General features: G+C 62.5%; 22 protein-coding genes. 18 read left to right on the top strand and 4 right to left on the bottom strand.

The window, feature by feature from the left end; translation table 11 throughout:
* The first annotated feature begins 46 nt into the window (after nt 1-46).
* From F3G95_RS01360 to F3G95_RS01350, 3 genes are all read left to right on the top strand, one after another.
* Nucleotides 47-1,591: an RsmB/NOP family class I SAM-dependent RNA methyltransferase gene (locus tag F3G95_RS01360; RefSeq protein ID WP_149793481.1), complete on the top strand. Its 1,545-nt coding sequence runs from the start codon at nt 47-49 to the stop codon at nt 1,589-1,591.
* A gap of 172 nt (nt 1,592-1,763) precedes the next feature.
* Nucleotides 1,764-2,501: a YebC/PmpR family DNA-binding transcriptional regulator gene (locus F3G95_RS01355; protein WP_022256466.1), complete on the top strand. Its 738-nt coding sequence runs from the start codon at nt 1,764-1,766 to the stop codon at nt 2,499-2,501.
* 195 nt (nt 2,502-2,696) lie between these two features.
* Nucleotides 2,697-4,418, top strand: a complete 1,722-nt coding sequence (locus F3G95_RS01350; protein WP_243130237.1) for a PASTA domain-containing protein — start codon at nt 2,697-2,699, stop codon at nt 4,416-4,418.
* Between the two features lie 270 nt (nt 4,419-4,688).
* Here F3G95_RS01350 and F3G95_RS01345 read toward each other — a convergent pair whose 3' ends face one another.
* From F3G95_RS01345 to rpmB, 4 genes are all read right to left on the bottom strand, one after another.
* Entirely contained in the window at nt 4,689-5,522 is an 834-nt protein-coding gene (locus F3G95_RS01345) for a sugar phosphate isomerase/epimerase (protein ID WP_149793480.1), read from the bottom strand.
* A gap of 18 nt (nt 5,523-5,540) precedes the next feature.
* The gene (locus F3G95_RS01340; protein ID WP_149793479.1) at nt 5,541-6,299 is read right to left on the bottom strand and encodes a hypothetical protein; all 759 of its coding nucleotides are present in this window, start codon (nt 6,297-6,299) and stop codon (nt 5,541-5,543) included.
* A gap of 16 nt (nt 6,300-6,315) precedes the next feature.
* The gene (locus F3G95_RS01335) at nt 6,316-6,492 is read right to left on the bottom strand and encodes a DUF4250 domain-containing protein (RefSeq protein WP_015563959.1); all 177 of its coding nucleotides are present in this window, start codon (nt 6,490-6,492) and stop codon (nt 6,316-6,318) included.
* A 76-nt stretch (nt 6,493-6,568) separates the two neighbouring features.
* Nucleotides 6,569-6,757, bottom strand: a complete 189-nt coding sequence (gene rpmB / locus F3G95_RS01330) for a 50S ribosomal protein L28 (protein WP_005932647.1) — start codon at nt 6,755-6,757, stop codon at nt 6,569-6,571.
* A gap of 194 nt (nt 6,758-6,951) precedes the next feature.
* Here rpmB and F3G95_RS01325 point away from each other — a divergent pair, with 194 nt between their 5' ends.
* From F3G95_RS01325 to priA, 15 genes are all read left to right on the top strand, one after another.
* Nucleotides 6,952-7,626, top strand: coding sequence for a site-2 protease family protein (locus F3G95_RS01325; protein WP_243130236.1), 675 nt, complete (start codon nt 6,952-6,954; stop codon nt 7,624-7,626).
* Nucleotides 7,626-8,357, top strand: coding sequence for a ScpA family protein (locus F3G95_RS01320; protein WP_149793477.1), 732 nt, complete (start codon nt 7,626-7,628; stop codon nt 8,355-8,357). Before F3G95_RS01325 ends, F3G95_RS01320 begins: the two co-directional genes overlap by 1 nt.
* The gene (scpB, locus tag F3G95_RS01315) at nt 8,354-8,887 is read left to right on the top strand and encodes an SMC-Scp complex subunit ScpB (protein WP_149793476.1); all 534 of its coding nucleotides are present in this window, start codon (nt 8,354-8,356) and stop codon (nt 8,885-8,887) included. The genes F3G95_RS01320 and scpB overlap by 4 nt, the downstream gene beginning before the upstream one ends.
* Nucleotides 8,884-9,606: a DUF2953 domain-containing protein gene (locus F3G95_RS01310; RefSeq protein WP_243130235.1), complete on the top strand. Its 723-nt coding sequence runs from the start codon at nt 8,884-8,886 to the stop codon at nt 9,604-9,606. Before scpB ends, F3G95_RS01310 begins: the two co-directional genes overlap by 4 nt.
* Nucleotides 9,607-9,671: 65 nt before the next feature.
* A complete protein-coding gene (locus tag F3G95_RS01305) occupies nt 9,672-9,941 on the top strand; it encodes a type II toxin-antitoxin system RelB/DinJ family antitoxin (protein ID WP_015563964.1) in 270 nt (89 codons plus the stop codon).
* Entirely contained in the window at nt 9,938-10,213 is a 276-nt protein-coding gene (locus F3G95_RS01300) for a type II toxin-antitoxin system YafQ family toxin (protein ID WP_149793475.1), read from the top strand. Before F3G95_RS01305 ends, F3G95_RS01300 begins: the two co-directional genes overlap by 4 nt.
* Before the next feature lie 170 nt (nt 10,214-10,383).
* Entirely contained in the window at nt 10,384-10,788 is a 405-nt protein-coding gene (gene ytfJ, locus F3G95_RS01295; RefSeq protein ID WP_149793474.1) for a GerW family sporulation protein, read from the top strand.
* A gap of 252 nt (nt 10,789-11,040) precedes the next feature.
* A complete protein-coding gene (locus tag F3G95_RS01290; protein WP_149793473.1) occupies nt 11,041-11,877 on the top strand; it encodes a pseudouridine synthase in 837 nt (278 codons plus the stop codon).
* Nucleotides 11,878-12,023: 146 nt separating this feature from the next.
* A complete protein-coding gene (locus F3G95_RS01285; protein ID WP_149793472.1) occupies nt 12,024-13,343 on the top strand; it encodes a carboxyl transferase domain-containing protein in 1,320 nt (439 codons plus the stop codon).
* A gap of 46 nt (nt 13,344-13,389) precedes the next feature.
* Complete coding sequence (locus F3G95_RS01280; RefSeq protein WP_149793471.1) at nt 13,390-13,773, top strand: biotin/lipoyl-containing protein; 384 nt, start codon at nt 13,390-13,392, stop codon at nt 13,771-13,773.
* Between the two features lie 16 nt (nt 13,774-13,789).
* Complete coding sequence (locus F3G95_RS01275) at nt 13,790-15,193, top strand: oxaloacetate decarboxylase subunit alpha (RefSeq protein ID WP_149793470.1); 1,404 nt, start codon at nt 13,790-13,792, stop codon at nt 15,191-15,193.
* 197 nt (nt 15,194-15,390) lie between these two features.
* On the top strand, nt 15,391-16,269 hold the full coding sequence (locus F3G95_RS01270) for a YicC/YloC family endoribonuclease (protein WP_015563971.1): 879 nt from the start codon (nt 15,391-15,393) through the stop codon (nt 16,267-16,269).
* 21 nt (nt 16,270-16,290) lie between these two features.
* Nucleotides 16,291-16,554 (top strand): DUF370 domain-containing protein, encoded by a 264-nt coding sequence (locus F3G95_RS01265; RefSeq protein ID WP_015563972.1) that lies wholly within the window; start codon nt 16,291-16,293, stop codon nt 16,552-16,554.
* A 3-nt stretch (nt 16,555-16,557) separates the two neighbouring features.
* Nucleotides 16,558-17,130 (top strand): guanylate kinase, encoded by a 573-nt coding sequence (gmk, locus tag F3G95_RS01260; RefSeq protein ID WP_149793469.1) that lies wholly within the window; start codon nt 16,558-16,560, stop codon nt 17,128-17,130.
* 13 nt (nt 17,131-17,143) lie between these two features.
* Nucleotides 17,144-19,405 (top strand): primosomal protein N', encoded by a 2,262-nt coding sequence (gene priA, locus F3G95_RS01255; RefSeq protein WP_149793468.1) that lies wholly within the window; start codon nt 17,144-17,146, stop codon nt 19,403-19,405.
* Nucleotides 19,406-19,414 lie beyond the last annotated feature (9 nt).

Below are 19,414 nucleotides of genomic sequence, written 5' to 3'. Positions count from 1 at the left end.
GCTGCGGCGGCTTTATGCACCGCAGCTCGAAGGAGGTCTCATAAAAATGCCTGCCGAATATTTTGAAGCCCGGGAACGCGCCCTTCTGGGGGAGCGGTACGACACCCTCTACGCCGCCCCGCAGGAGACAGCGGCCCGCGGCGTGACCGTGTCCGCCCTCCGCACTACGCCGGAAGGATTTGCGGCCCGGGCAGATTTCCCGCTGCGGCCCTCGCCCTTCTGCAAGGCGGCGTTCGTGGTGGAACAGCCTGACTTCAAGCCGGGACGCCACCCCTACCATCACGCAGGTGTCTTCTACTCGCAGGAGCCTTCGGCCTCGTCGGCAGCGCCGCTGCTGGGCGTCAGGCCCGGGATGCGGGTGCTGGATTTGTGTGCTGCCCCCGGCGGCAAGAGCAGCCAGCTCGCCGCCGCTCTGCAGGGGCAGGGCCTGCTGGTGAGCAACGAATATGTCGCGGCCCGTGCAGAGATCTTGAAGAGCAACCTTGAGCGGATGGGTGTGTCCAACGCCGTCGTGCTCAACGAGACGCCCGCCCGCATCGCAGCGGCCCTGCCGGAGTTCTTCGACCGGGTTCTGGTGGACGCGCCCTGCTCCGGTGAGGGGATGTTCCGCAAAGAGCCTGCCGCGCTGGCCCAGCACTGCGAAGCGCTGGTGAAGCAGTGCGCAGAGCTGGGCGCGGACATCCTCGACAGCGCCGCTGCGGCCCTCGCGCCGGGCGGCGAACTGGTCTACTCCACCTGCACCTTCGCGCCGGAAGAGGACGAGGGACAGGTGGCCGCATTCCTGCAGCGCCACCCGGAGTTCACGCTGGCCGATGTGCTGGGCAATGTGGACTACGCCTTCGGCAGCGAGGGCGAGGCCAACCGCACCGGTGGTCTGCCGCTGGACGTGAGCAAGGTGCGCCGCATCTGGCCCTGTCAGGGCGGGGAGGGACACTTCATGGCCCGGCTCGTCAAAGCCGGTACGCCCCGGACTCTGCCGGCTCCCGGCGAGTACACCCCCGAAGAACAGCTCTGGCTGGCCGCTGCCGCCGAAGCAGGCAAAAAGGCCAAAGGCGGCAAGCCCCAGAAAGCCGCAAAGCCTGCGGATGCCCGCAGCGCCCGGCGGGAGAATAGCCGGGCTTGCCGGGAGGCCGTGCAGGGCCGCAGCTCCCGCAGCCGAGACGCTGGGGCAGGGGATGCATCGCCCGCCCAGAGCCTTGCTGCATGGCGGGAATTTGCGGAGGAATATTTCCCGGAGCTGGCAAAGCGCCCTGCCGTGGTGCATGGCGGCGGCGTTCTGCTGCCGGCGGCTTTCCCGCAGACGAATCTTCACGTTTTGCGTGCAGGGGTCTTCGTGGGCAGTGTGCAGAAGGGGCGCTTTGTGCCGGAACATCATCTGTTCACGGCTTTCGGCGCGCTCTGCCGGAACTGTGAGGAACTGACCCTCGCCGACTCCCGAACTGTGGAATATCTCTCCGGCCGGGAGATAGAAGCTCACACCGCTGCCGATGGATGGTGCTGCGTGACGGTGGACGGCTGGCCGCTGGGAGGCGGCAAAGTGTCCGGCGGCAGGGTCAAAAACCATTATCCCAAGGCACTTCGTCTGCTGTAAAACGTAGTTTTTGGCAGAATAAACCGGAAAACCATCGGTACAAGGCTTGAACGCCGATGGCTGTTGTGATAAAATAATAGAGTTAGATTTTGTGTGCTGCCACAATGCGGGCGACCACAGCCCGTCTGCCCGCAGGCGGAGATCACTGATAAAATACAGGAGGCTCTTTTCCATGTCTGGACATAGCAAATGGAACAATATCAAGCGCAAGAAGGAGAAGACTGACGGCGCAAAGGCAAAGGTCTTTACCAAGATCGGCCGCGAGATCAGCGTTGCCGTCCGTACCGGCGGCCCCAACCCCGCTTCCAACAGCAAGCTGGCTGACCTGATCTCCAAGGCAAAGCGTATGAGCGTGCCGAACGATAACATCCAGCGTATCATCAAGAAGGCCGAGGGCGGCGATAAGACCGAGTACGAGGCGATCACCTACGAGGGTTACGGCCCCGGCGGCGTTGCGGTCATGGTCGAGACTCTGACCGACAACCGCAACCGTACCGCTGCTGACCTGCGCCACTACTTCGATAAGAACGGCGGCAATCTGGGCGCTATGGGCTGTGTGGGCTTCCTGTTCAGCCAGAAGGGCGTCATCGACATCTCTCTGGAAGACAAGGACGCCGACGAGGCTATGATGGACGCGCTGGATGCCGGTGCTGAGGACTTCGATGCAGGCGAAGAGGCCGCTGAGATCACCACCGACCCCGAGAACTACTCCGCTGTCGTCAAGGCAATGGAGGAGAAGGGCTACGAGATCCTCTCCGACGACCTGGCCATGGTCCCCATGACCACCACCCGTCTGACCGACCCCGATCAGCTCAAGCTGATGGGCAAGCTGCTGGATGCCCTCGAGGATAACGATGACGTCCAGAACGTCTGGCACAGCCTCGAGAACGAAGAGGACCTGCCGGAATAAGCTTCCGCAAATCTTAAGAATGACGTAAACAAAGCCGCTTTTTGTGCTGTGAGGCACAGAAAGCGGCTTTGTTGTTTTATAGCGGCCTGCGATAAAGGTGTGCCTGCTGGGGCATGGAAAATAAAAAGAACGGTACCATTCTCCCGTCGGCTATGTTATAATAAACAGAACAAAACATCACGGGGAGGGGCCGACATGGAGCAACGACGCATTTGTCCATATTGTATGCAGGAGCTGGAAGCAGGGGAGGAGCAGTGTCCCCACTGCGGCCGGGAGCTTGCAGGGCGCAACCCGTCGGGCAGTCTTCCGGCAGGCACTGTGCTGGCAGGCCGGTATACCGTGGGCGACATCCAGAGCGTGGACGGCGAGGGCATCCTCTACCGGGGCGTGGAGAACAACGGCCCCTTCCGGGTGACCATCAAGGAGTATATGCCCCTGACGCTGGCGGCAGAGCGGGGGAGAGACTGCATCCTCCGCCCGAAGCCGGGCAGCGAGGTGCTGTTCAAGACCACCCGGATGGACTTTGCCGACCTCTACCGCTTCATCCAGCGCATCACCCCGGCCAACGGCCTGGAGGCCGTGCTGGACGTCTTCGAAGAGAACAACACGGTCTACGCCGTCATGGAGAACCCCGGCGGCTGTCCGCTCCAGAAGTGGCTGGAGGAGCACGGCACCGTGACGCCCCAGCAGGCCTGTGCCATGCTGGAACCGGTGTTCAACGGGGTGGAGGCCATGCATCAGGTGGGCCTCGTACACCGTGGCATCTGCCCGGCCAACATCCGCATCATGGACAATGGCCGCGCCCGGCTCACCGGCTACGCGACGGTGGGTCTGCGCACGGCGGGCAGCGGCCTCCACGAGCAGCTGTACGAGGGCTATTCCGCCCCGGAGCAGTATTCCACCGCCGAGTTCGAGGGCCGCTACACCGACGAATACAGCCTCGCGGCGGTGTTCTACCGGATGGTCTGCGGGCTGAGCCCCGTCCCGGCGGCACAGCGCCTCGTCTCCGACTCCAACCCCAAGGCCCGCACGGTGACGCCGTCGGTGCCGGCTTACGTCTCCGAGACGCTGTATCTGGGCCTCCGGCTCAAGCCGGTGGAGCGCATCCAGACGGTGCAGCAGCTTTTCCGCGCCCTCTCGGAGCGGGAGTATGCGGAGGAGTTGTCCCGCAGCATGGAGGCGCTGGACCCGCCCGTCCCCGCGCCGCAGGAGCCGAAAGCGCCCGCGAAGGCGGAGCTGCTGAGCGTCCGAAATCTTCTGGCGGGCATCGTCATTCTGCTCAGCGTCCTCGTCCTGCTGATCCTCTGGGGTCTGCTGAGCCATCAGAGCGAGAAGCCGCCGGAAGTGATCGCTCCGGAGTCCGTCAGCGAGGCGGCGAGTGAGCCGGCAAGTGAGCCGGTGAACGAAAACATCACCCTGACGCCGGATCTCGTGGGCCGCGACTATGACGCCGAGGTGCGCAACAACCGCAGCTATATCGACGAGTATCTCTTCTACGTCACGCTGGAATACAGCGACACGGTGGAGAAGGGCCGCATCATCCGGCAGTCGCCGGAGGCGGGCGAGGTCATCCAGAAGGGGGACACCGTCAGCCTCGTGGTCAGCCGGGGCCCCCAGATGATGGAGATGCCCGACATCATCGGCCAGACGCAGGACAGCGCCGTGCAGGAGCTGGCCACCAAGGGTCTGAACGCTACCTGCTTCACCGTGATCAACGACGGCTCTGAGGCGGCGGGCTGCGTCGTGTCGGCCAGCGAGGACGCCGGGAGCATGGTGGAGGTGGGAACTACCATCGTGCTCTATATCGCGGGGGATGTCCCCGCCGATGCCCCGGCGGGATCGGAAGCGCCTTCGGATACAGGGACGCCCGCCGGCGGGGATGCCGCGCAGGGCGGCGTGGAATACGATACGGATTAAACAAAAAAACATCTGCAATACGGACTTCGGGAATCGAAGAAGTGTTGCAGATGTTTTTGGTTTTATGGAAAGCCTCTCCCTTTGGGAGAGGTGTCACCGAAGGTGACGGAGAGGGCAAGCCCGGCACGAAAGAGCCGCTGCACAGCGATAAGCAGGCTCTTTGTCAGAGCGATACTATCGCAGTGTAAGAGCTGTTTGGCAGTATCCTTGCCCTCTCAGGCGCTTACGCGCCAGCTCTCCCAAAGGGAGAGCCTTTCGGGGGGCGGGGCTTCAGAAAAAGCTCTTCATGAACGCAAGATCGCTGGCGGCGCGGGCCGGGACAGCCTCTTCCCGCAGGACGGGAAGGAGGGGCTGGGGCAGGGCGCGCAGCATCTCGAAGCCGCCCTTGTAGTCCACACAGGAGTCTTCGAGGCTGGTGGAGTAGAGGGTGCCGTCGGGCTTGAAGTTCTGACCCTTGAAGTGGACGGCCACGATCTTATCGCCGTACCAGCTGCCGACTTTGTCCCAGAGGCGGCGCTGTGCGTCCACCGAGGCGTTCTCGGGGCCGACGTAGTTCGCCAGATCGCAGATGACCCGCAGGTTGGGGCTGGCGATGGTGTCCAGCACCATCTTGACGGCCTCGGGGGTGTTCATGGCGTGGTAGTAGACGCACTCCACCGCGAAGAGCACACCCTGCTCCTCGCAGACGGGCAGGATCTCGCCCAGGCTGCGAAGGAGTGCTTCCTGCGCTTCCCTGCGGCTGACGGTGGGCTGCTTTGCCATGTTGGTGGTCTCGCTGCCCATGCAGCCGGCCCGGAGAGCTTTTGCCACCGGCACCTGGCTCAGGGCTTTCGCCACCTCGGCGCGGCGCTTGTCCTCGTCCGCATAGCCCAGCTCAACATAGGTGCCGTCCACGGCGATGGACACGCCGCTCTTCTGGACGGCGGCATTGGTGGCGGCCACCAGCTCAGGGGTCACGTCTGCATAGCTTTTGACGCCCTCCACGGCCTTGGTGTAGGCCAGCTGGGTGCAGCGGAACCCTGCGTCCCCGATGGAGCGGAGCAGTTCTTCCACGCTGTGACGGCCAAAATCGTGGCCCCGTGCGCCGACGATGAATTCAGACATCCCGCATCCTCCTTACGCTCAGCCGAACAGACGCTCGGCAAACATCCCGAACTCCTTGCCCCACCAGTACCAGTCGTGGGAGACGTCGCCGCCCCAGACTTCGAGGTGGCAGGGGAAGCCGACTTCGCTCAGGGTGTCGGCCAGAGCCTGGGTGTCGGCGAGGGCATCGCCCTCATAGCCGCCCTGACCCACGCAGAGCAGCAGACTGTTCTCCTCGGCCTTGGACAGAACATTCCTGTCGCAGATGCCGTTCTTGCGCAGAGCGGCGAGGGGGCTGCTGCGGAGGACGAGGTCGTCCTCTGCGCTGCCGAGGAAGCGGCCCATATCGTAGAGGCCGGAGAGGCCCATTGCACCCGCAAAGGTCCGGGGACGGCGCAGGCGGCACTGGACGGCCTGATAGGCGCCGGTGTCCACGCCCACGCACCAGATGAGGGGCTTCTCTTTGCTCTCGGGGGCGTTCAGCTCCGCGATGCGCGCGGCCAGCTCGCTGGTGAGGTAGACGAAATACTTCTCCTGCATCTCGGCCCGGCGGCGGGGAGACTCATTGCCGGCCAGCAGGCTCTCGCCGTCGATGCTGTCGGCGCAGAAGAGCTGGATTTTGCCCTCGTGCAGCAGACGGGCCGCTGCGTCGGGCATCCCGTTGTTCTCCCAGTCGTAGAAGCGGCCGCCCCGGGCGGGCAGTGCCAGCACCGGCACACCGCCGTGGCCGTAGACCTTGAACTCCATCTCGCGGTCGAGCACCGCGCTCCACTCCTTATAATAAGTGCCTTCCATCATGAAAATGCTCCTCCTGTCAGATGAATTGATTGCGTGCCGCGTCGTAGGCATAGCCCACGGCGGAAAGTGCCTTGCACAGGGCGTCCCTGTCGGCGTCCATGTCGTCGCAGAGGGCGTCGAGGCTGGGGTAAAAATCGCGCAGTTTCAGGTTGACCACGCTCAAAAGCATGATCGGGTCGCTCGGCAGAGCCATCTTTTGTTTCCTCCCATGTTCCGAGATAAAATAAAAAGCCGGCCACTCGACAAAGTGACCGGCAATACGCATCAGCTTAGACAGCGCGGGTGACTTTGCCAGCGCGCAGGCAACGGGAGCATGCGTAGATATACTTGGGAGAACCCTCCACGACCGCCTTGACACGACGGACATTCGGCTTCCAGGTACGGTTGGAACGGCGATGAGAGTGGGAGACCTTGATACCGAAGGTAACACCCTTGCCGCAGCATTCACACTTAGCCATGGTACTTGCACCTCCTACAGTGAAGTATGGAATCAAAATAATCAGCTTGACTATTTTACCAGAACTGCTGCCAAAAAGCAAGTCCCTTTTCGATTTTTTTGCGGCTTTTTTTCGTCTACAGCCCAAACGCTTGTCTAAAGGCGAAAAAAATAGTACAATAAACGCGTATATCTTATAGAAAACAGGAGAACACCATGACCCCAAGAATGTTTTATACCCTCGCACGGGTGCTGGCCGCCCTGACCGTCATCCCTTTCCACGAGGCGGGCCACGCGCTGGCCGCATGGCTGCTGGGCGACCCCACAGCCAAGCAGCAGGGGAGACTGTCGCTGAACCCTTTCCGCCACTTCGATCTGCTGGGAACGCTCTGCATGGTGTTCGCGGGCGTGGGCTGGGCAAAGCCTGTCTCCACCGACCCCCGCAACTTCAGAAACCCGAAGCAGGGCATGGCCCTCACGGCGCTGGCCGGCCCGGCGGCGAACCTCATCCTGGCCTACCTTGCGATGGTGGTCTGGAAGCTGCTCTATTATTGGGCGCCCGTCAACGATGCGACGATTTTTCTGGCGCTCTTCCTGCAATACTTGGTGTATCTGGATGTGAGCCTCGCCGTGTTCAACCTCATCCCGGTGCCGCCGCTGGACGGCAGCCGCGTCCTGCTGGCTGTGCTGCCCGAGCGCATCTACTTCGGCATGATGAAGTATGAGCGGGTCATCCTCATCGTCCTGCTGGCGGCGGTCTGGGGCGGCTTTCTGGACGGCCCCCTCAGCGTGATGAACAATGTGGTGTGGGACCTGCTGGACAATGGCACTCAGTACATCGACACCATCGCCTACTCGGCCTACTATGCGTCTGCAGGGGCGGTGATCTGATGGCGGAGGAGCTTACCTTCCATCTGGAAGAGTTCGAAGGCCCGCTGGAACTGCTGCTGGCGCTGGTGACGAAGCACAAGATGGACCTGCACAACATCCCCATCCTCGAGCTGATCGACCAGTACACCCGCACCGTGGAGGCCGCGCAGGCCGTAGACCCCGACATTTCCAGCTCCTTCATCGAGATGGCAGCTCACCTCGTGGAGATGAAGAGCTATCTGCTGCTGCCCCGGAGCACCGAGGGCGAGCGGATGAAGCAGGAGCTCACCGGCCAGCTCATCGAGTACGACCAGTGCCGCCGGATGGCCTCTGCCCTCCGCGCCGCTGCGGAGGCGACGCCCACCTTCGTCCGACAGCCGATGCAGCTGGAACGGGACGAGACTTACGCCCTCAACCATCTGCCTCAGGTGCTGGCCGACTGCTGGGAGAGCCTGATGGGCCGTGCGCCTGTCCGGCGGATGCCGACCCAGGCCGTCTTTGAGCCGCTGGTGACAGCCCCGCAGGTGTCGGTGAGCAGCCGGGTGGTGTACATCCTGCGCCGCCTCATCGCGGGCGGTGCGGCCCGGATGAGCCAGCTTTTCGCCCGCAGCCAGAGCCGAAGCACCAACGTGGCTACCTTTCTGGCCCTGCTGGAACTGGTGCGCGGCGGACGTGTCACCCTCGGCCCCAAGGGAGAGCTGACCATGCAGCGCGGACGCCTGCCCCGTGAAAGGGCAAAGGAGGAAGAATGAACCAGAAACAGATAAAAGCCGCCGTAGAGGCGATGCTTTTTGCGGCGGGCGACCCGGTGAGCGCCGATAAGCTTGCCGCCGCCGTCCAGCTGCCCCAGACCGCGGTGGAGACCGCGCTGGAAGAGCTGCGCGTCCGTTACGCCCGGGAGGACTCCGGCCTCTGCCTGCTCCATCTGGACACCCGCTGGCAGCTGGCGACCAGGACCGAGTGGGCCGACTGCATCCGCCGTCTGCTGGACGCCCGGCGCTCGGTGCCTCTCGGCCCGGCGGCCATGGAGACGCTGACGGTCATCGCCTACAACCAGCCCGTCTCCCGCGCCTTCATCGAACAGGTGCGCGGCGTGGACTCCTCGTCCAGCGTCAGCGGCCTGCTGCAGAAGGGCCTCATCGAGGAGGCGGGCCGTCTCGACCTGCCCGGCCACCCGGTGAGCTTCCGCACCACGGATGTTTTCCTGCGGTGCTTCGGCCTTTCCTCGCTGGCAGACCTGCCGCCGGTGCGCGGAGATCGGGAAGGGGAGGCGGCGACATGATGGGAGTCCTGATGGCTCTGGGCTGGCTGCTGCTGACCCTGCTGAAGATCGCAGGCGTCCTGCTCCTGATCCTGTTGGTGCTGCTGGCCCTCGTCCTGCTCTGCCCGCTGTGCGCGGACGTCTGCTGGGAGGGCGGCGTCCTGACCGTCCGGGCCGGTGCGCTTGGGCTCACCCTGCCGGTGTTCCAGTGGCCTGCGCCGGAAAAGCCCGCCGAATCCGAAGAACCGAAAGGCTTCTGGGGAAAGCTGAAAGCGAAGCTCCGCACCCGCCGCGAAGAGCGCAAACGGAAGAAAGCCGCCGCAAAAGAGGCGAAGAGACCGAAAAAGGAAACAGCTCCGCGCAGGAAGGCGAAGCTGACGCTGAACATCCTCGTGACCATCCTGCGGGGTGCCGGGCGGCTGACGAAAGCCGTCTTCGGCTCGCTGCGCGTCACCAAGATCCGGGTCTGCCTCGGCGTCCGGGGCGACGACCCCGCCGAAGCTGCCCGCGCCTACGGCAGGCTGAACGCATGGCTCTACTCGTCCCTCGGCGTCATCGACCGCTTCGTCTACCTCGATTTCGACGAGCTGCGCATCCTGCCGGACTTCGGCAGTGCCGAGCCGACGGTGGCCGACCGGGTGTCGTTCCGCCTCAGCGCAAGGCTGCTTTTCATCGTTGCAGCCGCTCTGCGCGTTTTGTATGAGTTCTGGCGCGAAAAAGTGCTGGACGTCTTCCTGTGAGGCAGAATGCAGGAATTGAAATGGACGGCAAAACGTGTTATACTGATAAAAAGGAGGCGATTGCTATGACGACTCTCAGCATTCAGGTCGATGAAAAAGTCGAAAAGGAAGCAGAAAAGCTCTTTTCTGATTTTGGCCTTGATATTTCTACCGCAGTAAATATTTTTCTGCGTCAGTCGATTCGGGAAAACTGCATTCCCTTCGACATCCAGAAGGAAGTTCCGAATGCAGATACGCTCGCAGCAATGAAGGAATCCGAGGATATGATAGCGCACCCGGAAAAATATAAGAGCTATCATGATGTGGATGAAATGATGAAGGACTTGCTTGCATGAAATACGAGATCAAGCCGTCGTCTCGCTTCAAGCGGGATATGAAATTGGTCAAGAAACGCGGCTACGACCAGCGCTTGATCGAAAATGTCATCAGAACGCTCGCTGCCGGTGAAGAACTGGACAAAAAGTACAGAGACCATATTCTGCTCGGTGACTATGCCGGTTTTCACGAATGTCATATTACGCCGGACTGGCTGCTGATCTATCAGATCTACGAGGAAGAACTTTATCTGCTGCTTTCCAGAACGGGGTCACACAGCGATCTGTTCTGACCTGAATGGGAAAAACGGCATACAGACAGAACGTCCTGCAAATTTTTGCAGGGCGTTTTCTTTTGAAAGACTGGACGTCTTCCTATAAAGTGTGTTACAATAATATCGTATGGTGTATACTCCTATCCAGAGGGAGTTTTCCCGGAAAATAATAGTAGGAGGCCGATTTTATGGCTGAGCATCCGATTCAAGGTTTAATGAACGTCACGATGGACAAGATCCGCCAGATGGCAGATTCCAACACCATCATCGGCAAGCCCATCAAGACCGACGACGGCACCACCATCCTGCCGGTGTCCCGCATCTCCTTCGGCTTTGCTTCCGCAGGCACCGACTTCGACGGCAAGAACGCCGCCAACAAGGACCTGTTCGGCGGCGGCTCCGGCGCGGGCGTCAACATCCAGCCGGTGGCTTTTCTGGTGGTGAAGGACGGCTGCGTGCGCACCATCCAGCTGTCCGACGGCTCCAACACCGTTGACCGCGCCCTGACCATGCTGCCCGAGCTGGTGGACAAGGTCAGCGCTCTGCTGAAGAAAGAGGAGAAGAAGGACGCCGCTGCGCCTGCGGAGCAGTAACGACTCCTTCCGTCACGGCTCACGCCGTGCCACCTCCCTCAAAGAGGGAGGCCTTGGCATTCCGCAAAGCTCTCCCTCTTCGCCAGAGGCTCCCTCGCCGAGGGAGCTGTCATCGCGCAGCGATGACTGAGGGAGTGAATCTACGCCGTAACTGCGGACTTCCGACCCGCAGTTTTGATACCGCGCACCGGAACCTGAAAAGGGGAGAGGGTGTGCATTTGAGCGCCGGGAGGCGCACAAGGAGATTTTATCATGGCAGAAGAACGCATTCAGAAAATCATGAGCGAGCAGGGCCTCTGCTCCCGCCGCGCCGCCGAGCAGATCATCGCCGAGGGCCGCGTGAAGGTCAACGGCCACCCCGTGAAGGTGGGCGACAAGATGGACCCCAACCGCGACGTCCTCCATGTGGACGACGAGCGCATCTATATCCAGAAGAACCAGCAGATGTACTATCTGGCTCTGTACAAGCCCCGCGGCTATGTCACCACCGCCAGCGACGAGCTGGGCCGCAAGACGGTCATGGAGCTGGTGGCCGACATCCCGGCCCGCCTGTACCCCGTGGGCCGTCTCGACAAGGACAGCGAGGGCCTGCTGCTGATGACCAACGACGGCGCTTTCGCACAGGCCGTCACCCATCCGTCCGGCGGCATCTCCAAGCTCTACCGCGTCACCGTCCAGCCCCGGGCCGATGAGGCACAGATCCTGAAGCTCAGCTCCGGCGTCGTGCTGGACGACGGCACCAAGACCATGCCCTGCGCCATCAATGTCGTCACCGACGAGCCGGGCCGCACCGTCATGGAGATGACCCTGAAAGAGGGCAAGAACCGCGAGATCCGCCGGATGTGCGAGGCCGTGGGCCTCGAGGTCATCCGTCTGAAGCGGAACGCTGAGGGCGTCGTCAAGCTGGGAATGCTCCAGCCCGGCAAGTACCGCGAGCTGACCAAGGCAGAGGTGAACGGCCTGCGCGCCGCAGCTGCCAAGGGCCGCGCCCAGACCCGCTCGGCCGCTTTGCAGTCCAAGGCTGCTGCCCGCCGTCCCCGTGGCCCTGTGGGCGGGAACAAGGCTGCCGCAGGGAAGAAACGCAAGTGAGCAATGTGTCCGAAATTTCCGCTCTTTTTGCCAAATTTGTAACATTCTCTGAAAAAAAGGAATGGAACAAGGCTTGAGAATCTTGGAAAAATCGGGTATAATATACCTAATTTTGAAACTCACACAGATAAGCAGGAGGTCTTACCATGGCTTCAAAGAGTACCAAAGGAGAAATCCTCGCCAAGTTTTTTGATGACGGGGAATACACCGCTCTGTTTGCGGACGGTGCGGTGAGCGCTGCCAGCGGCTATGCTGCCGGTCAGCAGGCTTACGCCGTCTTCCAGAACGGCGAGGCTGTTTCCGTCAAGGACGTTGAAAAGAACATCAAGGTCCTCGAGCTGGCTGCCCAGACGGGCTGCCCGGTCGTTACCTTCTACGACTCCGTCGGCGCAAAGCTGGCTGAGGGTCTGGACGTGCTGAATGCAGCTGCAAAGCTCAACGCCACCATCGCAAAGGTGTCCGGCGTCGTGCCTCAGGTAGCCGTCGTTCTGGGCGTCTGCGGCGGCACCAGCGCTCTGAGCGCTGCCAACGCAGATGTCTGCATCATGGCTGAGGGCGCAGAGCTGTTCTTCACCGCTCCCTTCACCGCTGCCGCTAAGGGCGACAAGGTCGCTGACGCCGGTTCTGCCGCTGCTGCCGCAAAGGCAGGCGTGGCTGCCATCGTGGCCGCTGACGCTGCCGAGGCTGCTGAGAAGGCTGCCCACATCGTGGGTCTGCTGCCTGCCAACAACCTGACCGGCCCGGCCATCTTCGAGTTCGAGCAGCCCACCGCTGTCCTGAGCGCCAACGCCGAGCCCGCAAAGGCCGCTGCTGCCCTCATCGATAAGGACAGCGCCGTGGAGATGTACGCCGGTTTCGGCAAGAACGTCTACACCGCCTTCGCTACCATCGGCGGCAACGCCGTGGGCGTCGTGGCCACCGGCAAGGAGCTGTGCCACAACTGCGTGGCCAAGGCTTCCCGCTTCGTCCGCCTGTGCGACGCTTTCAGCGTCCCCGTGCTGACCATCGTGAACACCGAGGGCTTCGTTCCCAGCACTTCCGATGACATCGCCGGCGGCATCCGCGAGGCTGCCCGTCTGGCTGCTACCTATGCCGACGCTACCACCGCCAAGGTGGCTCTCATCGCCGGGAAGGCTGTCGGCCCCGTCTACACCGCACTGGCCGCTGCTGACCTGAAGATCGCTGTCAAGGGCTGCACCATCAGCGCTCTCGAGCCTTCCGCTGCCGTCTCCGTGCTGTACAAGGACGAGATCGACGCTTCCGACAACATCGTCGCCGCTACCAAGGCCAAGGCTGCTGCCTACGTCGCCGAGGTGTGCAGCGCTGACGCTGCCGTGGCCGCCGATTCTGCCGACATGACCTGCGAGGCTGCCAACGCCCGCGCAAGCGTCGTGGCCGCCTTCGAGCTGCTGAGCACCAAGCGTGCTGCCCGTCTGCCCAAGAAGCACGGCAACATGGCTCTGTAAGAAAACGTACATCTAACGATATAGATTGATTCAGGAGGACTCTTCCATGAAGTACTACAATATTTCCGTCAATGGCGTTGCTTACAGCGTCTCTGTCGAGGAGACCGCTGCCGGCGCTGCACCCGTGGCTCCTGCTGCTGCACCCGCACCCAAGGCCGCTCCGGCTCCCGCTGCCGCTGCTGCTCCTGCCGCACCCGCTGCTCCTGCTTCCGCAGGCGCTGTTGAGGTCAAGGCTCCGATGCCCGGCAACATCCTGGACGTGAAGGTCGCCGCCGGTGCTTCCGTCAAGGCTGGCGACGTGCTGGTCATCCTCGAGGCCATGAAGATGGAGAACGAGATCGTTGCTCCTCAGGACGGCACCGTTGCTTCCATCAATGTCCATAAGGGCGACACCGTCAACTCCGGTGACACTCTGGTTTCCATGAACTAAGAGAGAGGTGACAACAATGGCTAAAAAGCCCATCAAGATCACGGAAGTCGTCCTGCGCGATGCCCACCAGTCCCTGCTGGCCACCCGTATGACGATGGACGAGATGCGTCCCATCCTGCCCGAGATGGACAAGATCCCTTACTTCTCCGTCGAGTGCTGGGGCGGTGCGACCTTCGACAGCTGCATCCGCTTCCTCGATGAGGACCCCTGGGAGCGTCTGCGCATCCTGCGCAAGGAGCTGCCCCACCAGAAGCTGCAGATGCTGTTCCGCGGCCAGAACATGCTGGGCTACCGCCCCTACGCGGACGACGCCGTCGAGTACTTCGTGAAGAAGTCCGTTGCAAACGGCATCGACGTCATCCGCATCTTCGACGCACTGAACGACGCCCGCAACCTGCAGACCGCCATCAAGTCTGCCAACAAGGAAGGCGCACACGTTCAGGGCTGCATCAGCTACACCCTGAGCCCTGTCCACAACAACGAGTACTACGTCAAGTACGCAAAGACTCTGGAAGAGATGGGTGCAAACTCCATCTGCATCAAGGACATGGCCGGTCTGCTGACTCCCTACACCTGCTACGAGCTGGTCAAGGAGCTGAAGAACACCCTGTCCATCCCTGTGGACATCCACAGCCACTACACGGCCGGTCTGGCTTCCATGTCCCTGCTGAAGGGCATCGAGGCCGGTGCTGACATCGTCGATACCGCCATGAGCCCCCTGAGCGGCGGCACCAGCCACATGGCTACCGAGAGCCTCGTGGCCGCCCTGCAGGGCACCGATTACGACACCGGCCTCGACCTCAAGCAGCTGAACGTCGTGCGCGCATACTTTGCAAAGCTGCGCGAGAAGTACATCGCCAACGGCCAGATCAGCCCCAAGTCTCTGGGCGTGGACGCCAACACCCTGCTGTATCAGGTGCCGGGCGGCATGTTCTCCAACATGCTCAAGCAGCTGAAGGATGCCGGCAAGGAAGACAAGCTGGACGAAGTGCTGGCTGAGATCCCCCGCGTTCGTGAGGACGCAGGCTATCCTCCGCTGGTCACCCCCACCAGCCAGATCGTCGGCACCCAGGCTGTCTTCAACGTCATCCTGGGCGAGCGCTACAAGATGGTCACCAAGGAGTTCAAGGGCCTGGTCCACGGCGACTACGGCAAGACTCCCGCTCCCATCAGCGCCGAGTTCACCAAGAAGATCCTGGGCGACGAGAAGCCCATCACCTGCCGCTTTGCCGACACCCTCGCTCCCGAGATGGACAAGCTGAAGGCTGAGGCTGCAAAGTGGGCTACTCAGGAAGAGGACGTCCTGACCTACGCCATGTTCCCGCAGGTCGCGCCCAAGTTCTTCGAGAAGCGCAACGCCAAGGCTCAGGGCGTGGATGCAGACCATGCAGATTTTGCAAACAAGTCTCACCCCGTCTGATAAAACAGCATAAGGCTTTCTAAGCCCCCCGCAGAGATGCGGGGGGCTTTTTGTGCTCTTTTACTTGCAAAAAAGCGGTCATCAGAGTAGAATAATAACATATGTATCGTAACATGGGCCTGTATACCCAAACGCGGATACATATACCGTAATTTGTCCGCATATCCACCCATCAACAGAGAGGAAACGTGGAGCATATGATCCTGAGCATGACCGGTTTTGGCCGGGGGACTGCTGTATTGAATGGCCGCGAGATCACGGTCGAGCTGCGCAGCGTCAACTCCCGGTATTTCGAGTATTCGTCCCGCATCCCCCGCAGCTGCAGCTACATGGACAGCCGCCTGAAAAAGCAGCTCAACGAGCGGGTCACCCGCGGCAAGGTCGAGCTGAGCATGACCATCCAGAACGTGGAGGCCGCCGACGCAGAAGTGACCGTCAACATGGAGCTGGCCCGCAGCTACCAGAAGGCCCTGCGGAACCTTTCGGAGAAGCTCTGCATCAAGAACGACGTCACCGTCTCGACGCTGACCCGCTTCCCGGACGTGCTGGCCACCCGCCACGCCGACGTGGACGAGGAACAGCTCTGGGCCGACGTCTCCGCCGTGACGGCTCAGGCGCTGGACAACTTCATCGCCATGCGCGCCGCCGAGGGTGCCAAGATGAAGGCCGACGTGGAGAGCCGCCTGTGCTTCCTCGAGGAGCGGGTGGGCAGGGTGGAGACCCTGAGCGCAGGCCGCGTCGAAGCCTACACCAGCCGCCTCTACGAGAAGCTCAAGACCATCCTCGAGGACCGCAGCATCGACGACGCCCGCGTCCTGACGGAAGCCGCCATCTTCGGCGACAAGACCGCCGTGGACGAGGAGACCGTCCGTCTGCGCAGCCACATCGCCCAGTACCGCTCCATTCTGGAGCTGGACGAGCCGGTGGGCCGCAAGCTGGACTTCCTGACTCAGGAGCTGAACCGTGAGACCAACACCATCGGCTCCAAGTGTCAGGATCTGGACATCACCCGCACGGTGGTGGACATGAAGGCGGAGATCGAGAAGATCCGCGAACAGATCCAGAACCTCGAATAAAAACAGTACGGAGGAGTTCAGATGAAGCTCATCAACATCGGCTTTGGCAATCTGGTCAGCGCAGGGCGGGTGGTGGCCGTCGTCAGCCCCGACTCTGCGCCGGTCAAGCGTCTGGTGAAGGAGGCGCGGGAGCGGGGGATGCTCATTGATGCGTCCTATGGCCGCAGCACCCGGGCCGTGCTCATCATGGACTCCGACCATGTAGTCCTTTCGGCCCTGACGCCTGAGACGGTGGCAAGCCGCGCTGCGGGCCAGCCGGAAGGAAAACCGACAGAGGAGCAGTAAAAAATGGAAAACGAAAAGTACCTGTTTGTCGTCTCCGGTGCCGCCGGTACCGGCAAGGATAGTGTGGTCAAGGCCCTGCGCGAGGCCCACCCCGAGATCGAAAAGACCGTCTCCGCCACCACCCGCGCACCCCGCCCCGGCGAGCAGGAGGGCGTGGACTACTACTACCGCACCCGGGAGCAGTTCCAGCACCTCATCGAAACCGACCAGGTGGTGGAGCATAACTTCTACAACGGCAACTACTACGGCACCCTCCGCGAAGAGGTGGATAAGCGCCTCGAGGCGGGCAAGCTGGTGGTGCTGGTCATCGACGTCCACGGCGCGGCCAACATCCGCCGGATGTTCCCGGGGGCTACCACCATCTTCCTGCTGCCGCCCTCCGTGGAGGAGCTGGAACGCCGCCTCCGGGGCCGCGGCACCGAGACGGAAGCCAGCATCCTTGAGCGCCTCGCCACCGCAAAGAAGGAGCTGGCCGAGCAGGAGAAGTTCACCCTCACCCTCGTGAACGACGAGGTGGACGCCTGCGCCGAGAAGCTCTACGGCATCATCCGCCAGCGGGCCGGCCTCGACAGATAACAAGGAGCCGCGAATGCCAAAAACGGTAGGCGTTGCCGTGAGCAACGCGACCTTCCACTTCGACAAACTCTATACCTACGCCGTCATGCCCGACCAGCAGGAGGCCGTCCGCCTCGGCAGCATGGTGCTGGTGCCCTTCGGGCGGGGGAGCAAGGCCCGGATGGGCGTGGTGCTGGCCTGCGACGAAGAGCCGGAACACGCAAAGCTCAAGTACCTCTTCGACGTGGCCCCGGCCTCGGCCTGCCTGACGCCGGAGCTGCTGCGGCTGGTGCATTTCCTCAAGGAGCGCACCTTCTGCACCTACTACGAGGCCGTCAAGGCGGTCATCCCCTATGGGGCGCAGTATAAGCCCGCCCTCGCGGCGGACGGCGTGACGCGGGTGCTCAAAAAGCAGCTCCCCCGCCACACCGAGAACAGCTATAAGCTGGTGGGCAGCTTGCAGCAAAAGCCCAGGCCCACGGCCAAGCAGCTGGCGGCAGTGGCCCTGCTGAGCGGGGGGGAGCGCACCCAGAACGAGATGGAGGCCCACGGCATCACCAAAGCCGTGCTGGACAACCTCTGCGCCAAGGGCGTCGTCGAATGCAGCAAGGTGAACAAATCCATCGACCTGTATTCGTCTATCCCGCTGAAAAACGAGCCCATCACCCTGACGGCAGAGCAGCAGGCGGCCTATGACGCCCTGCTGCCCGGCCTCGAAGACACCGCCCCCCACTCGGCGCTGCTCTACGGCGTCACCGGCAGCGGCAAGACGCTGGTGTTCTTAAAGCTCATCGAGCGGTGTCTGGCGCTGGGCCGCCGCGCCCTCGTGCTGGTGCCGGAGATCAGCCTGACGCCTCAGATGATCCTCCGCCTCAAGAGCCGGTTCGGGCGGCGGGTGGCCGTCCAGCACTCGGCCCTCAACCATACCGAGCGTCTGCTCCAATGGCAGATGATACAGGACGGCGGTGCCGACATCGTGGTGGGGACCCGGAGCGCCGTCTTTGCCCCGCTGGAGAACATCGGCCTCGTCATCATCGACGAGGAGCAGGAGCACACCTACCGCTCCGAGTCTGCGCCCCGGTACGCCGCCCACGAGGTGGCCCGGCAGCGGGCGGCGGAGAACGGCTCCCTGCTCCTTCTGGCCAGCGCCACCCCCAGCACCGAGAGCTTTTACGCCGCCCGGAATGGCCGCACCCAGCTCGTCCGGCTCACCCAGCGCTACGGCGGCAACCCGCTGCCCAGCGTCCAGATCGTGGATATGCGGGCAGAGCTGGCCTCGGGCAACCCGAGGGAGATCAGCCTTGCCATGGAGGACGCCATCCGGCGCAACCTCGACGCGGGGAAGCAGACGATTTTGCTGCTCAACCGCCGGGGCTACCAGACCATGGCCCAGTGCGACGACTGCCGCGAGGTGCTGAAATGCCCCAAGTGCAGCGTCCCCATGGTCTACCACAAGGCGGGCCATAAGCTGCTCTGCCACTACTGCGGCACCCAGCTCGACCCGCCTCCCAAGACCTGCCCCGTCTGCGGCGGCAAGCTGCTCTACCGGGGCTTCGGCACCCAGAAGGCCGAGGAGGAGCTGGCCCAGCTCTTCCCGGAGGCGAGAGTGCTGCGGATGGACCAGGACTCCACCGCCGCCAAAGACGCCCACGAAAAGCTGCTGGCGAAGTTCGCCCGGCATGAGTACGACATCATGGTGGGGACCCAGATGGTGGCCAAGGGCCTCGATTTCGAGGACGTGACCCTCGTGGGCGTCCTCGGCATCGACTCGCTGCTCTTTGCGCAGGGGTTTCGGGCCTACGAGACGGTGTTCAGCCTCATCACCCAGGTGGTGGGGCGCTCCGGCCGGGCGAAAGACCCGGGCTTCGCCATCATCCAGACCACCGACCCCGACAACCCCGTCCTCAACCTCGCCGCCGCGCAGGACTACGACGCCTTCTTCGAGCAGGAGATCGCCTACCGCAAGCTGGGCCTCTACCCGCCCTTCTGCGGGCTCTGCGTCGTGGGCTTCTCCGGCCCGAAGGAGATCGAGGTGGCCCGGGCCGCCGCCCGGTTCTCGGCCCTCTTAGGCCGTCAGGCCGCGCAGCAGCCGGACCTGCCCCTCCGGGTGCTTGGCCCCACCCCCGGCAACATCGAAAAGATCAACGAGAACTACCGCTACAAGCTCACCATCAAGTGCCGCGCCGACAAACGCTTCCGCGACCTTGTCCGCCAGACCCTCGGCCTCTATGAGCAGGAAAAGCTGCCCGCCAAGGCCACCGTGGTGGTGGATATGCATTCTGACGGTGATATTTGAGGAGGAATC

The sequence above is a fragment of the Faecalibacterium sp. Marseille-P9312 genome, assembly GCF_902497445.1.
GTDB lineage: Bacteria > Bacillota > Clostridia > Oscillospirales > Ruminococcaceae > Faecalibacterium > Faecalibacterium longum.
The sequence above is the reverse complement of the archived record's forward strand: the minus strand, read 5'-3'. Positions and strand labels throughout refer to the sequence as shown.